The organism is Roseateles sp. FW305-36, from assembly GCF_058787015.1.
Map to the genome: position 1 here is coordinate 140925 of NZ_JBYSZK010000002.1, position 14058 is coordinate 154982.

Below are 14058 nucleotides of genomic sequence, written 5' to 3' on the forward strand. Positions count from 1 at the left end.
GGCGGGGGCAAGCCTTTCCATGCGTCTACGCCTCGGCCCGCCTCCGGACTCGCTGACCGCTGCCGAACTGGCGAGCGGCCAGTGGCAGCGCCTGCGCATGCTGCCCATGTGGGCATTCCAGCTGGCGGCCTATCCGATAGGCATCGCCCTCGCGTTGCTGCTGTTTGTGTGCTGGATCGTCCTGACGCCGGCCTTCGAGATCGCTTTTGCGGAGCCTGAACTCGTGCTGCCGGTCGTCATCACCACGGTCGTGATGGGACCGCTGTTGCAGATCGCGGCGCATCCACCAGCCGGGCGCTACCGGCTATCCACGCTGGGCTTCTGGCCGTCGAGGCTGCTGCTGTACACGGGCTACTCCGACAAGCTGGGCAGATCGCACTATCTGGCCGTGCTCGTCCTGCCATTCCTGCTGATGGCCTTGGGGCCACTGCTGTTTGTCTTGAGCACCGGCCTCCAGTCGGGATGGCTGGTTTTCGTCTCCTGCCTCAGCGCTGCGACCTTCGGCGTGAACCTCGTGCTGGCCCTGGTTGCCGCATGGCAACTGCCCGCCAACGCGCAGGTGGGCGGCATGGGATTCCAGTCCTATTGGCGTTCGGCTGAATAGCGGTCGCGATCAGCCCTTGCCGAAGATGTCCGGGAAAGGCGCGGGCTCGGTTGCCTGCCATTCCACCTGGGTTGGCGCGAAGTCCATGCGCGGCTCGACATCCACCTTGCGGGCCACCAGTCGGGCGCATTGGCGCAGGCAGGCCAGGGCGCTCTGCTGCAGGTCGGGCTGGGCCTCGGCGCTGAAGCAGCAGACCGTGCCGTAGACGCGGCCGTCGGGCAGGACGACCGGCGTGCTCAGGTGGGCGCCGACGGGGATGCCGGGGTCGAACAACTCGCCGCGCTGCACCAGCACGCGGGCGTCCGGCACCAGCTCGGGCATGCGGCCCGAGACCACCTGCTGGCAATAGCTCTCTTCCAGCGGCGCCGCGTCGCCGATGTGCAGGCCGATGGCCTCACCGCCGTCGACGAAGCGAAATACGCGCTCGCCATCGACGAATTCGGACACGAAGACGACGTCCATCTGCAGCTGCTTGCGCAGCATCAGCAGCACGTCGGTGATCTGCCGGTCCAGGGCGGCGTCATGGCTGTCGGCGGTGGCGACCAGCAGTTCCGAAATCTTGACGTCCAGCGCCTGCTGATCCATCGGGTCCAGATACGACATGCGAGCGACTCCAACGGGGAAGTGACGCCATCATCCTCGCTGAGCCCGTCGTCAGTCGAGTAACCGACGGTGCTGTCGGGTGATTTCATGCACAGCCGTGCGCACCGGATCAGGCGCTTGGCGGTGCTCGCAGGTCGGAAGCGCGGCGCCCACGTCGGCTGGCGGCGCGGCGCAGATGCACCAAGGACTCCACGCGCTTGAGCAGCTCGCGGTCGTTCCAGGGCTTCTTGAAGATGCCGTAGACGCCTTCGATCTGGCCGACGCGCCCATGCAGCTCGTCGTGGCCGGTGATGGCGATGACAGGCAGGTCCTCGGTCGTCAGGCTGCCATGGACGTCGGCAATCAGCTCGAAACCGTCCTTGTTGGGCATCTCGAGGTCGGTGATCAGTACCGCGATCTCGGGTTTCTCGTCCAGCTGGGCCATGGCCTCGTTGCCGTCGTTGACCTGCACGACCGTGAAGCCGGCGCCTTCCAGCAGGCGCTTCAGCTTGGTGCGCACGACGGCGGAGTCGTCGGCGACCAGCACGATGGGCGGGCCCTCGGGCACCACGGGCGCGGGCGGCGCCGGGGGTTGCATGGGCGTGGGCGCCGTGACGAAGGCGCTGGCCATGGTCGGGCCGGGGCCGGCGTTCGGGCTGATGGGCAGCGGCGGTAGCACCACCGGCGCATTAGCGTGGTGCCCCCCGGCGGGCGGGCGCGGCGGCGGCGTGTACTCGCGCGGCGGACGGTAGTCGTCACGCTTGAAGGCGGCGATGAGCACGATGATGGCGAGGGGTATTGCGATCAATACCGGCATCAAGTAGGCGCCCAGCAACTCCTGCAGCTCGTGAAACATCGACTCCATCCCCGGGGTGTAACAGCGGGCAGCCTAACATCCGCCACGAGGACACACCACTGAGGAAAGCCGGCATTTCTCGATGAATGCCGAAGGTTTGTGGTTCTTTCGGGCCGAGCGTCGGGCCGCTCCCTGGCCGGCCCGCGCTGGCGATGTGCTTGCGGCTCGATGCCGCAAGCATCGCCGTCCCGTCGGGTGACCGGTCAAGCCAGTCCTTGGACGAGAGGCTTCAGGAAGTCAGAACGTCAGGATGAAGCAGGCGCCGCCGCCTGGTCGCTTGGCGTGGCGCACCGTGCCGCCTAGGCCATGCACCAGCTGGCGCACGACGGCCAGGCCAACGCCGCTGCCGCCCTCGCGGGTTGTGAAGAAGGGCGTGAAGATGCGGTTCTCCAGCCCCGGCGCCACGCCCGGACCGTTGTCGGCCACGGTCAGGCGCAGCCGCGCGCCGCGGCTCAGCGCGACCTCGATGCCGAGGCTGGGCGAAGGCCGTCCGGCGCAGGCCTGCAGGGCGTTCTGCGCCAGGTTGATCAGCACCTGCTCCAGCTGGGCCGCGTCGGTGCGCAGGGCCAGGGTCGCGGGCTCGACGCTGACGGCCACGCGGCCGCCCACCGCCTCCCAGGCGGGGGCGACGAGGTGTTGCACGGCCTGCAGCAGCGGCAGCAGCGGCGTGTCGGCCAGGGTGGGTGCCGGCGGCTGGCTGACGCTGCGATAGCGCTCGACGAAACCCTGCAGATGCGAAGCCCGTCGCGCCATCGCCGCCAGGGCCGCCTGCAGCTCCTCGTGCTCGCCGGCCTCCAGCAGGGCCGGCGCGCTGGCGGCCAGCGAGGCGATCGGCGTCAGCGAATTCATGATCTCGTGGGTCAGTACCTGCACCAGCTGTCGCCAGGCGGCCAGGGCCTCGGTCTCCAGCTCCGACTCGATGGGCGCCAGGGCCGCGAGACGCCAGGCCTCGCCCTGCACGGTCAGGGCCGACACGGCCAGCACGGCGCGCTCCTGGCCGTGCTCGGTGGGCAGGGTGACGACGCGGCGGCCGGGGTCGGCGTCCAGCAGCGAAATCAGGCTGGCGGGCTCGACGGCGCGGCCGGGTGCGATGAGGCGGCGGGCGGCGGCATTCAGGGCCAGCGGCGGTTTGCCCGCGGTGAGGCGCCACAGGGCCAGTGGGGCGTGTTCGAGTGCCGCGTCCAGATCGGGCCGCGGTGGCGGCGGCGGGTCGGGGGGGAGGGGGGCCGGCTTGTGGGCAAGACGGCTCAGGGCCGTCCAACCGAGGACCGCGGCAATCAGGCCGACCAGCACGCAGGCCACCAGCAGCCGCGGGGATTGCAGCGTTGCCACCGTGCCCGCCGCGCTGGCGGCCAGCAGGAGCGCAGCGAGAGCGATGCGGACGCGATCAGAGCCCATGCTTCTCCAGCCGTCGGTACAGCGCCGCGCGGCTGACCCCCAGCAGCTTGGCTGCCTGGCTGATATTGCCGTCAGCCTGGGCCAGCGCTGCCTGCACCGCCTCGCGTTCGCGCTGAGCCAGGTCCAGGCCTGGCTCGACCGGCGCCGGCGTGGCCGGCTCCGTCAGCCCGAAGTCCGCCAACGTGAAGACCGGCCCGCGCGCCAGCAGCGTGGCACGCTCGCACGCCTGGCGCAGTTCGCGCACATTGCCGGGCCAGCGGTAGGCGCACAGGCGCGCCAGCGAATCGGCGTCGATGTCCCGCGCCGGCTTCGCGCTTGCGAAGTGGGCCAGGTAGTGGCGCAGCAGCAGGGCGACGTCACCGGCGCCGCGCTCGCGCAGCGGCGGCACGCGCAGCACCACGGTGTTGAGGCGGTAGAGCAGGTCGGGTCGGAAGCGCTTCGCATCGAAGAGTTCGCTCTCGGGCACGTTGGTCGCGGCCAGCACGCGCACGTCCACGGCCACCGGCCGGTCGCTGCCCAGCGGCGTCACCTCGCGGCGCTCCAGCGCGGCCAGCAGCTTGGCCTGTTGGGGCAGCGGCAGGTTGCCGATCTCGTCGAGGAACAGCGTGCCACCGGCCGCCGCGACGAAGCGCCCGGGCCGCGATTCGCGCGCGTCCGTGAAGCTGCCGCGCCTGTGGCCGAACAGCTCGCTCTCCACCAGCGCCTCGGGCAGGGAGCCCATGTCGACGGCCAGCAGCGGCCCTTGCGAACGCGGCGAGGCGTGGTGCAGGGCGCGCGCTACCAGCTCCTTGCCAACGCCGTTCTCGCCGAGGATCAACACGCTGGCCTCGCTGGCCCCTACCTGAGCGATCTGGGCGCGCAGCGACTGCATGGCCGCCGAATCGCCCAGCAGTTCGCCCGTCGCAGGTGCCGGTGCCCGACGTGCCAGGGCCGCCTGCACGCAGGCCACCAGCCGCTCGTTGGGCCAGGGTTTGGTGATGAAGTCCACCGCGCCGGCCTTCAGCGCCTGCACGGCCAGCTCGACTTCGGCATAGGCCGTCATGACGATGACGGCCGGCGCATCGCGGCGGGCCACCACCTCGCGCAGCAGGGCCAGGCCGGCCGCACCATCGCTGGCGCCGGGCGTGAAGTTCATGTCCAGCAACAGTACGTCGGGGGCGATCTCGTCCAGGGACGCCGCCAGTTCACGCGGGTCGTTGCGCACGGCGACGGGCGCGAGCTTGCGCAGGGCCAGGCGCGCGGCCAGGGCCACGTCGGGGTCGTCGTCGAGGATCAGCAGGCCGGCCATGAGAGGGCGCGACTCTAAGCGCGGCTGTGGGGCCGGGCAAGGCACTGTCCGGAAGCGGACAGTGCGGGTGTCCGCTTCCGGACGCCGGCGCCGTGGGAAGCCCGGTTTCCCCGGGGAAGACGGCTTGGCCCGTCTCTTGCACAAGAGCCTCACATGAAGCTGCTCCCCTCCACCCTTTTCTGGCGCGGTGCCTGGCGCCAACTGCGCGCCGAGCCCGGCCCGGCCGCCCTCGTCATCGCCGGCCTGGCCTTGGGCCTGGCCCTCACGCTGCTGACCGCCAGCCTCCTGCAGGACGTGCTGTGGCCCGACGCCGGCCTGCCCGAGCGCGAGCGCCTCGTCACCTTCGAATGGCAGGCCCGGGGCCCCGGGGGCATCAAGACCGACTGGTTCCGCGAAGTGCCCACCGTGCCGCTGTACAACGAGCTGCGCGCCAACGGCGCACCGGTCGAGGCGATGAGCCGGGTGCTGTTCACGCAGCTGGCGGCCAGCGCCGCCGATGCCCAGGGTGTGCAGCGCAGCAGCCGCATCGTCATCGCGGTGGGCGACGCCGACCTGCAGACCCTGTTCGGCCTGAAGCCGCTGACAGGCGACATGGCTGCGGCCCTCGGCACGCCCGAGGGCATCGCGCTGAGCGCATCGGCGGCCGAAAAACTGTTCGGCACGGTGCAGGCAGTCGGTCGCAGCTTCAGCATCGCCTTGCCGCCCGACCCCGAAGGCCGCGCGCCGGCGCATCAGTTCACGCTGACCGTCAAGGCCGTGCTGCCCACGCCCAACCTCAACGGCATGCTCGGCTTCGACGCCATTGCCGGCTTCCACGCGCCGGCCGCCAAGGCCTATCTGGCGCGCTCGGACACCTGGCTCCACACCACCGGCCACCTTTACGCCCGCCTGCAGCCGGGCGCCCGGCCCGAGCAGCTGACCACGCTCGCGCAGCGGCTGTTGGACCAGCAACCCATCCCGCCCGGCTTCCCGATGGACTTCCTGAAGGGCGGCGGCAAGCCGGCCTATCTGCGCGCCATGCCGGTGGTGGACGTCGGCCTGCATGGTGCCGGCAGCCCGCTGCGCCGCCTGCAGCTCGGCAGTCTGGCGGCCGCCGCGGCCGGCGTGCTGGCCCTGGCCGTCATCAACTTCGTCAACCTGTGGAGCGTGCGCACGCTGAAGCGCCAGCGCGAGATCGGCCTGCGCAAATCGCTGGGTGCGGGCGCCCGGCAGTTGGCCCTGCAGTTCTTCGCCGAGGCCGCCGTCGTGGCGGGCCTGGCCGGCGCCCTGGGCCTGCTGCTGGCCTGGTGGGTCACGCCCGCCGTGGAGGTGCTGATGCAGCGGCAATTCCATGCGCCCGTGCTGGCGCCGGGCATGCTGGGGCTGACGCTGCTGCTGTGCGGCGCCATCGCCGCCCTCAGCGCGCTGCCCCTCAGCGGCATTGCGCTGCGCGTGCGGCCGGCCGAGTCGCTGGCGGGCCGCAGCCACAGCGAGGGTCGGGCCAGCCGATGGCTGCGCCGGGTCATGACGACGTTGCAGTTCGGCGCTGCCGCCGTGTTCGCAACGCTGGCCTTCACGGTGCTGTGGCAGGCCGAGCACAGCGCCGACATCCCGCGCGGCTTCGAGATTCAGGATCGCGTCGCCATCGAGCTGCCCTGGGAGGCCCAGCCGGCGCAGACGAAGGCGCTGCTGGAGCGCATCCGTACCTGGCCCGAGGTCATCACTGCCGCCGCCGCCGAGGACGTGCCCGGCCGTGACTTCGCCAGTTGGTATGGCGAGTTCACCGGCGCCGGCGGCAAGTCGGTGAGCCTGCGCACCGGCGTCGGTTTCACGCCGGGTTATTTCCAGCTCTATGGCATGCGTGTCATCGCCGGGCGCCTGTCGGCCGACCATGTCGCCGAGCAGGCCCAGCTGGGCATCGTGCTGGACCGCAGCGGCGTGCGCGCCCTCGGCTTTGCCAGCCCCGAGGCGGCCGTGGGCCAGCAGCTCGGCACCGGCCCCAATATCGACGACGGCAAACCCGCCACGGTGGTGGCCGTCATCGACGACATCCGCCTCGAAGGCCCGCGCAGCCCACCGCAGCCGCACGCGATCCGGCCCGTGGTGGAGCGCGGCTACAGCGTCATCGGCGTGCACAGCCGCGACCCCCAGGCCACGCGCGTGAAGCTGGCGGCCTTGGTCAAGGAGCGTTTCCCGGATGCCGAGGCCAGTGCCCTGCCCATGCGCGACATGCTGCTGCAGAAGGTGGCCGACGACACGCGGCTGGGTCGCGTCGTCGGCATCGCCGGGTTGATGGCCCTGGGCCTGGCGGCCGTGGGCATCTATGCGCTGGCCGCCTACACGCTGCGCCTGCGCGAGCGCGAGATCGTGCTGCGCAAATTGCATGGCGCCGGCGCGGGCGCGGTGGCGGGCCTGCTGGCGCGCGAGTTCGCCGGCGTGCTGGCGGTGGCCTGCGCCATCGCCTTGCCGGGGGCGGCCTGGTTGTCGCAGCGCTATCTGGCGGACTTCGTCGAACGTGCACCGGTGGGACCGTTCTCGCTGTGGGTGCTGCTGGCCGCCGTCGCGCTGCTGGCCACCGTGACGGCGTTGGCCGTGGCCCGCCATCTGTATGCCGCGCTGGCGCTGCGGCCGCTGCAGGCCTTGAGGGGATGAGCGCGGTGCTGACTTCTGGCGCGGCCATGGACCGCCGTGTGGCGCAGCCATCGCGCCGCTGGCTGATGGTGCTGGCGACCGCCATCGCGTTGGGCGCCGCCGGCCTGCTGGCCCGCCACTGGCCGCGTGGCGTGCCGGTGGCCCGGGCCGATGTCGAGATCGCTGCCGCCAAGCCTGGCGCCTTCCGCGACGTCGTCGTCGGCCGCGCCACCGCCCATCCGCTGCAGTCGGTGCTGCTGGACGCCACCGAGGAAGGCCGCGTCGAGCAGGTGCTGGTCAAGGATGGCGAACGCGTCGAGGCCGGCCAGCTGCTCGTCGTGCTGGCCAGCAGCCAGCGCGCCCAGGAGCTGATGGCGCGCTCCAGCGAGGCGGCCCAGCAGCTCGCCAATTTCTCCACCTTGCGGGCCGCGTGGATGCAGGCCCAGGCCGCGCAGCGCCGCAGCTTGACCGAGGCGCAGTTCGAGTTGGAGCGTGTGCGCCGCCTGCACCAGCGCAACCGCGAGCTGGCCGCCACGGGCTTCCTGTCGCCGTCGGCGCTGGAGGATTCGGCCGACAAGCTGTCCATGGCCGAACGCCTCTTTGCCCAGCAGCAGGCCGACGGCCGTGAGGAGCTCGCCGTGCGCGAGCAATCCGTGCAGGCCATGCAGCGCGCCGTGGCCGACCTCAACAAGCGGCTGGACGCGATGCGCACCGCCAGCGAAGGCCTGGCCGTGCGGGCGCCGGTGGCCGGCCGGCTGACGGGCCTCGCGCTGCAGGTCGGCGAGAGCGTGCGCAGCGGCACGCGCATCGCGCGCCTGGACAGCCTGGGCCGCTTCAAGCTGGAGCTGCGCCTGGATGAATTCCATCTCGGCCGCGTGCGCGAGGGCCTGGCCGCCACGCTGGCCCACGACGGCCGCGACCACACGCTGCGCGTCGTCCGCATCGACCCCCAGGTCAAGGATGGCCGCTTCAGTGTCGAACTCGGCTTCGACGCCGAGCCGCCGCCGCTGCAGGTCGGCCAGAGCCTGGATGTGCGCCTGACGCTGGGCAACACGCAACAGGCCCTGCTGCTGCCAGACGGCGGCTTCTACGCCGACACCGGTGGTGCCTGGGCCTTCGTCCTCGACGCCGACGGTCGCCATGCCCAGCGCCGCGAACTCAAGCTTGGCCGTCGCGCCGACGGCGTCGTCGAAGTCCTCGGCGGCCTGCAGCCCGGCGAGCAGGTCGTCGTCTCCCCGTATCGCGCCTTCACCGGCGCCACCGCTCTTCAACTGGACTGACCATGTTCAAGCTCAAGCACCTCACCAAGACCTTCCGCTCCGGCGACATCGAGACCACGGCCCTGGACCGCATCGACCTCGACATCGAGGCCGGCGAATACCTGGCCATCACGGGCCCCTCGGGCTGCGGCAAGTCCACGCTGCTGGGCATCCTTGGCCTGCTCGACGCGCCGTCGGGCGGCGAATACTGGTTCGACGGCCACAACGTCGCCGGCTGGGGCGAGAAGCAGCTCAACACCTTGCGCCGCGGTCGCATCGGCTTCGTCTTCCAGAGCTTCAACCTCATCGACGACCTCAGCGTGGCCGAGAACATCGCGCTGGCGCTGGAGTACGGCGAGCTGCCGGCCCGCGCCCGCCGCGAACGTGTCGACGAGGTCATGGAGAGGCTCGGCATCGCCCACCGCGCCGGCCACCGACCCAGCCAGCTCAGCGGCGGCCAGCAGCAGCGCGTGGCCATCGCCCGCGCCATCGCCGCCCGCCCGGCCCTGCTGCTCGCCGACGAACCCACCGGCAACCTCGACAGCGCCCATGGCGCCGAGGTGATGCGAATCCTGCGCGAGCTCAATGCCGAGGGCACGACCCTGGTCATGGTCACCCACTCCCTGGAGCATGCCGCCCAGGCCTCGCGCACGCTGAGGCTGCTGGACGGCAGGGTGGTGGTGGATGCGGTGGCGGCCGTGGCCTGAAGCCACCCGGCCTTGGCATAGTCGGGAGCCGATGCTCGCCTCCCAATTCGTCTTCCACCTCGCCCTGAAGCGCGACCAGGTCGAGTCCTTCGACCACTACCCCTTCAACCTGCCGGCGGTGCAGACGCTGGAGAGGCTGGAGCTGCATCCCAAGGTGACCTTCTTCGTCGGCGAGAACGGCTCGGGCAAGTCGACGCTGCTGGAGGCCCTGGCCGTGTCGCTGGGCTTCAACCCGGAAGGCGGCAGCCGCAACTTCAGCTTCGGCACGCGGGCCTCGCATTCCGTGCTGCACGACTACCTGCGCGTGGCCAAGGGCGTGAAGCGCTGGCGGGACGGCTATTTCCTGCGTGCCGAGAGCTTCTTCAACGTCGCCACCGAGATCGAGCGTCTGGACGAAGGGCCGGGCGGCCCGCCCGTCATCGCCTCCTATGGCGGCCGCTCCCTGCACGAGCAATCGCATGGCGAGTCCTTCCTGAAGCTGCTCCATGAGCGCTTCGGCGGCCGCAGCCTCTTCATCCTCGACGAACCGGAGGCGGCGCTGTCGCCGCAGCGCCAGCTCGACGCGCTGCAGCGCCTGCACGCCCTGGTGCGCCAGGAATCGCAGTTCGTCATCGCGACGCATTCGCCCGTGCTGATGGCCTATCCCGATGCCTGGGTCTACCGCTTCGGCGCCGATGGCATCCACCGCGTAGGCTATGAAGACACCGCCCATTTCCAGGTGATGCGCGACTTCATGGCCGATCCGCAACGCCGGCTGCGTGATTTGTTGGTCGACTAAGGCGCGCGCAATACACCCGCGGCGGCGGTTTCGTCAATCGGCGCCTTTAGGATGGCGGGGGTATGCACCCCCTGATTCGAGGCCTGCTCGGCCTGCTGTTGCTGTGTGGCGGGGCCCAGGCCCGCGCCGACGCCGGCGTGGGCCCGCTGGAGGTGCAGTTCCGCAGCGTGACCGTGCCGCAGAACTCGGTGCCGGCCATCGCCCAGGACCAGGCCGGCTTCATGTGGATCGCCCTGAACCGGGGCGTCACGCGCTACGACGGCTACCGGCTGCGGCCCATCGAGCTGGCCGGCGACACGGTGGCCAAGCGCAGTCTGGGCTGGGTGCGCGCGATGGCGCCGTCGGCCGATGGCCGCATGTGGATAGGCACCGAATTCCAGGGCCTGGTGGCCTACGACCCCGAACAGGACCGCGTCGAAAGCCATGGCAGCGCCCAGGGCGGCACGGGCCCGCAGCCGCCCATCCGCGCGCTGGCCGCGGCCCGCAACGGCAGCATCTGGGTCGGCACTCTGGGCCAGGGCCTCTACCGCTACGACCCCGCCGCCAAGCGTTTCGAGGCCCATGAGCTGCGCTGGCGCGGCCAGGCCGAGAAGCGGGTGCTCGCCTTGCAGGTGGGCACCGATGGTGTGGTCTGGGCCGGCCACTGGCGCGGCCTGGCCCGCTTCGTCAACGGCGCCTGGGAAAACCTCGCCTTGCCCGAGCTGGACGCCGGCAACCCCGTGCAGGCCGTGGCCGAGGACCGCAGCGGCCGCATCTGGCTGGGCACGCAGGACGGCCACCTGGGCGTCGTCGAGCAGGGCCAGGTGCGCTGGGTGCAGATGCTCAACATGCCCATCAATGCCATCGCCGAAGCCGCCGACGGGCGGCTCTGGGTGGGCGGCAAGGTGGGGCTGTTTTGGGTCAATCCGGCCAGCGGCGCCATCGAGGCCCGGCTGCGCCAGGACTCGCGCCGCGTCATGGGCCTGGCCGGCAACGACGTCAGCGGCCTGCTGCGCGACCACAGCGGCGCGATGTGGGTCAGCGGCTATGGCCTGGGCGTGCAGCGCCACCTTTCCCACCCGGCCCTGGCCGTGCGCGGCCCCGATGCCGACCTGAACAGCCCGCTTGCCGAGGCCGACGTGCGCGCGGTGCTGGCGCTGAAGAACGGGGAGGTGCTGGCGCCAACCCAGAACGGCCACATCGCCCGCCTGGACGGCCGCCCGGGCCGCGACCTGGCCACGCTGGGCGAATGGCCGCGCGAGCGGCGCAGCGTCGTCGAGATCATGGCCGAGGCAGCCGATGGCAGCCTGTGGATGGCCGCCGCGGGGCGGCTGGAGCACCGCGCCGCCGATGGCCGCCTGCTGCGCGACTGGCCCCTGGACGGTGCCCGCGCCCAGCAACTGCTGCTGCGCGGCGATGGCAGCGTCTGGCTGGGCATGCAGGAGGGCCTGTACCGCCTCGCCAGCGAAAACGCTGCGGCGCTGGAGCGCGTCCATCCGCTCGATGGTCTGCTGCATGGGGGCATCTACGTGCTGAGCAGTGCGCCGGATGGCCGGCTCTGGGCGGGTGGCCAGCAGGGCCTGTTCCGCGAGAAGGTCGCCGGAGAAGGCGGCCTGGAGGTCGTGCCCCAGGCGCCCGACGAGGCCCTGGCCAGCCCCATCGTCATGAGCCTGCTGTGGGGACGCGATGGGCGCTTGTGGGTGGACACGCCGGTCAGCGGCCTGCACCGCCTCAAGGGTTGGGATGCCCAGGGTCGCGCCCGCTTCGAGCGCATCAGCGAGCGTCATGGCGTGGAGGGCGTGTTCGGGGGCAATCTGCACGAGGACAGCCAGGGCCGCATCTGGAGCCAGCTCTACGTCTACGACCCCGCGGCCGACCGGCTCGACAGTTTCGGCAGCGCCGAAGGCGCCAACTTCGGCAGCTTCTGGTTCTTCGCCAGCACCGAGCTGCCCGGCGGCGGCCTGCTGTTCGGCGGCAGCCGCGGCCTGCTGCGCGTGCTGCCCGACGTCTACCGCGCCCAGCGCACCACCCCGCCCCTGGTCATCAGCGGCCTGCGCGTCAACGGCCAGCCCTGGGAGCTGCCGCGCCCGGCCCAGCGCCTGACCCTGCCGCCCGGCAAGCGCAGCCTGTCCATCGAGTTCGCGGCCCTGGACTACGCCGAACCCGCGCGGCTGCGCTATGAATTCCGCATGGAGGGCCTGGACGGCGACTGGACCCGTGTCGATGCCAGCGGCCGCAACCCCAGCTTCGGGCCGCTCAAACCCGGCCAGTACACCTTGCAGGTGCGGGCCACCGCCCACCATTCGCTGTGGGGCCCCGAGCTGCTGCAGCTGCCCATCACGCTGGAGCCGGCCTGGTGGGAGACGGACGCGGCCCGCGTCGGCGGCGTGCTGGCCACGCTGCTGGCCATCTGGGCCTGGATGCGCTGGCGCACGCGCTCGCTGCGCCTGCGCGAGGCCGAGCTCAAGGCCCTGGTGGACGAGCGCACCGCCGAGCTGCGCGAACTGAGCCTGACCGACGCGCTGACGGGCCTGCGCAACCGCCGCTACCTCGAGCTGCGCCTGGACGACGACCTGCGCCTGTGCCTGCGCCGCTTCGAGACGCCCGACAGCGATGGCCCGGGCTCGGACGCCGACCTGCTGCTGATGCTGCTGGACCTGGACCACTTCAAGCGCGTCAACGACCTGCACGGCCACGCGGCCGGCGACGCGGTGCTGGTGCAGCTGGCCGAGCGGCTGCGCGGCGTCTTCCGCGAGACCGACTCCCTGGTGCGCTGGGGCGGCGAGGAGGTGCTGGCCCTGGCCCGCGAGACCGAGCGCCGTGACGCCGCCGAACTGGCGGCACGCGTCTGCGCCGCGGTGCGCGACAAACCCTTCGAGATCGGTCCCGGCGAGACCGTGCATGTAACCGTGTCCATCGGCTTCTGCGCCTTCCCGCTGGACCCGCGCCACCCACGGTTGTGGGACTGGCGGGCCTGCCTGGCCCTGGCGGATTCGGCCCTGTATGCCGCCAAGGCCCAGGGCCGCGACGGCTACGTGGGCGCCATCCGCGCCAACGGCCTGTCGCCGCGCGAAGCGCCCGAGGACCTGCCGGCCTGGCGCAACGAGAAGCGGCTGCAGATCGCGCGCAGCGGCGCCGTCGACGACGCCCTCAACCCAGCCTGAACAGTGTTTTCAGGGCCGACGGCAGTTCGGCCCGCCAGGCCGCTTCGTTGTGACCCGCCTCGTCAGCGATGTGCAGGCTGAGCTGCTGCGCGGGCAGCTGGCGGGCCAGCTGCTGGTGCATGCGCCGGGTTCCGCTCGCCATGCCGCCGCCTTCGCGGCCGCCGCAGTAGAGATGGATGCGCGTGGCCGCTGGCAGGGTGGCCGCGGCAGTCGCGTCGAAGATCTGCGGCGCCGCCCAGTAGGACGGGCTGAACAGGCCATAGCGGCCGAAGGTCTCGCCGTGATTGAGCAGGGCCGCATGGCTGATGAGGCCGCCCAGCGAGCTGCCGATCAGGGCCGTGTGCTCGCGCTCCGGCTTCGTGCGCCAGCCGGCATCGATGAAGGGCTTGACAGTCTTCACGATGAAGTCGAGATAGGCCGGGCCCTCGGCCTTGCCCAGCTGCGGGTGGTCAAAGGGCGCCATCTCGCTGTTGCGCTTCTCGCCGCCGTTGTCGATGCCTACAACGAGCGCCTCGAAGCCGATCTCCCGGGCCAGGGCGTCCATGGTCTCGTCCACGCCCCATTCGCCGGCATAGCTGGTGGCCGCGTCGAAGAGGTTCTGGCCGTCGTGCATATAGATGACCGGGTAGCGCCGCAGCGCGTCGTGGTCGTAGGTGGGCGGCCGATACAGGCGCAGCGTACGCAGGCGGTTGAGGCCCGGCATGGCCAGCGGCTCGGGCAGGACCTGCACGCTGCTCAGGGCCGTTGACGGCCCGGCGGCGAGTGCCGGCATGGAAGCTATCAGGGGCAGGGTCAGCAGCAGGCGGCGTTGCATGGCGTGTGATTGACACTCG

General features: G+C 71.4%; 11 protein-coding genes. 6 read left to right on the top strand and 5 right to left on the bottom strand.

Annotated features, from left to right (window positions below):
• Positions 1 to 19 precede the first annotated feature (19 nt).
• On the top strand, positions 20 to 604 hold the full coding sequence (locus AC3WOE_RS04960; protein ID WP_492688703.1) for a hypothetical protein: 585 nt from the start codon (positions 20 to 22) through the stop codon (positions 602 to 604).
• 9 nt (positions 605 to 613) lie between these two features.
• Here the strand turns inward: AC3WOE_RS04960 and AC3WOE_RS04965 are convergent, their stop codons facing one another.
• The 4 genes from AC3WOE_RS04965 to AC3WOE_RS04980 form a co-directional block, all read right to left on the bottom strand.
• Positions 614 to 1207 (bottom strand): GAF domain-containing protein, encoded by a 594-nt coding sequence (locus AC3WOE_RS04965; RefSeq protein ID WP_492688704.1) that lies wholly within the window; start codon positions 1205 to 1207, stop codon positions 614 to 616.
• A 109-nt stretch (positions 1208 to 1316) separates the two neighbouring features.
• Positions 1317 to 2051, bottom strand: a complete 735-nt coding sequence (locus AC3WOE_RS04970; RefSeq protein WP_492688706.1) for a response regulator — start codon at positions 2049 to 2051, stop codon at positions 1317 to 1319.
• A gap of 228 nt (positions 2052 to 2279) precedes the next feature.
• Positions 2280 to 3440 carry a sensor histidine kinase gene (locus AC3WOE_RS04975; protein WP_492688707.1) on the bottom strand — a complete coding sequence of 387 codons (1161 nt, stop codon included), beginning with the start codon at positions 3438 to 3440 and terminating at the stop codon, positions 2280 to 2282.
• A complete protein-coding gene (locus AC3WOE_RS04980) occupies positions 3430 to 4728 on the bottom strand; it encodes a sigma-54-dependent transcriptional regulator (RefSeq protein WP_492688709.1) in 1299 nt (432 codons plus the stop codon). The genes AC3WOE_RS04975 and AC3WOE_RS04980 overlap by 11 nt, the downstream gene beginning before the upstream one ends.
• A 153-nt stretch (positions 4729 to 4881) precedes the next feature.
• Here AC3WOE_RS04980 and AC3WOE_RS04985 point away from each other — a divergent pair, with 153 nt between their 5' ends.
• The 5 genes from AC3WOE_RS04985 (at position 4882) to AC3WOE_RS05005 (ending at position 13225) form a co-directional block, all read left to right on the top strand.
• Positions 4882 to 7359 carry an FtsX-like permease family protein gene (locus AC3WOE_RS04985; protein ID WP_492688711.1) on the top strand — a complete coding sequence of 826 codons (2478 nt, stop codon included), beginning with the start codon at positions 4882 to 4884 and terminating at the stop codon, positions 7357 to 7359.
• Positions 7360 to 7385: 26 nt separating this feature from the next.
• Positions 7386 to 8618, top strand: a complete 1233-nt coding sequence (locus AC3WOE_RS04990) for an efflux RND transporter periplasmic adaptor subunit (protein ID WP_492688713.1) — start codon at positions 7386 to 7388, stop codon at positions 8616 to 8618.
• Positions 8619 to 8620: 2 nt separating this feature from the next.
• Positions 8621 to 9304: an ABC transporter ATP-binding protein gene (locus AC3WOE_RS04995; protein ID WP_492688714.1), complete on the top strand. Its 684-nt coding sequence runs from the start codon at positions 8621 to 8623 to the stop codon at positions 9302 to 9304.
• Between the two features lie 31 nt (positions 9305 to 9335).
• The gene (locus AC3WOE_RS05000) at positions 9336 to 10082 is read left to right on the top strand and encodes an AAA family ATPase (RefSeq protein ID WP_492688715.1); all 747 of its coding nucleotides are present in this window, start codon (positions 9336 to 9338) and stop codon (positions 10080 to 10082) included.
• A gap of 62 nt (positions 10083 to 10144) precedes the next feature.
• On the top strand, positions 10145 to 13225 hold the full coding sequence (locus tag AC3WOE_RS05005) for a ligand-binding sensor domain-containing diguanylate cyclase (protein ID WP_492688717.1): 3081 nt from the start codon (positions 10145 to 10147) through the stop codon (positions 13223 to 13225).
• Here the strand turns inward: AC3WOE_RS05005 and AC3WOE_RS05010 are convergent.
• Positions 13212 to 14039 (bottom strand): alpha/beta hydrolase, encoded by an 828-nt coding sequence (locus tag AC3WOE_RS05010; RefSeq protein ID WP_492688719.1) that lies wholly within the window; start codon positions 14037 to 14039, stop codon positions 13212 to 13214. The genes AC3WOE_RS05005 and AC3WOE_RS05010 overlap by 14 nt on opposite strands.
• Positions 14040 to 14058 lie beyond the last annotated feature (19 nt).

Coding starts and splice junctions, on each gene's coding strand:
- AC3WOE_RS04960 (WP_492688703.1), top strand. CDS start 20: ATGCGTCTACGCCTCGGCCCGCCTCCGGACTCGCTGACCGCTGCCGAA.
- AC3WOE_RS04965 (WP_492688704.1), bottom strand. CDS start 1,207: ATGTCGTATCTGGACCCGATGGATCAGCAGGCGCTGGACGTCAAGATT.
- AC3WOE_RS04970 (WP_492688706.1), bottom strand. CDS start 2,051: ATGGAGTCGATGTTTCACGAGCTGCAGGAGTTGCTGGGCGCCTACTTG.
- AC3WOE_RS04975 (WP_492688707.1), bottom strand. CDS start 3,440: ATGGGCTCTGATCGCGTCCGCATCGCTCTCGCTGCGCTCCTGCTGGCC.
- AC3WOE_RS04980 (WP_492688709.1), bottom strand. CDS start 4,728: ATGGCCGGCCTGCTGATCCTCGACGACGACCCCGACGTGGCCCTGGCC.
- AC3WOE_RS04985 (WP_492688711.1), top strand. CDS start 4,882: ATGAAGCTGCTCCCCTCCACCCTTTTCTGGCGCGGTGCCTGGCGCCAA.
- AC3WOE_RS04990 (WP_492688713.1), top strand. CDS start 7,386: ATGGACCGCCGTGTGGCGCAGCCATCGCGCCGCTGGCTGATGGTGCTG.
- AC3WOE_RS04995 (WP_492688714.1), top strand. CDS start 8,621: ATGTTCAAGCTCAAGCACCTCACCAAGACCTTCCGCTCCGGCGACATC.
- AC3WOE_RS05000 (WP_492688715.1), top strand. CDS start 9,336: ATGCTCGCCTCCCAATTCGTCTTCCACCTCGCCCTGAAGCGCGACCAG.
- AC3WOE_RS05005 (WP_492688717.1), top strand. CDS start 10,145: ATGCACCCCCTGATTCGAGGCCTGCTCGGCCTGCTGTTGCTGTGTGGC.
- AC3WOE_RS05010 (WP_492688719.1), bottom strand. CDS start 14,039: ATGCAACGCCGCCTGCTGCTGACCCTGCCCCTGATAGCTTCCATGCCG.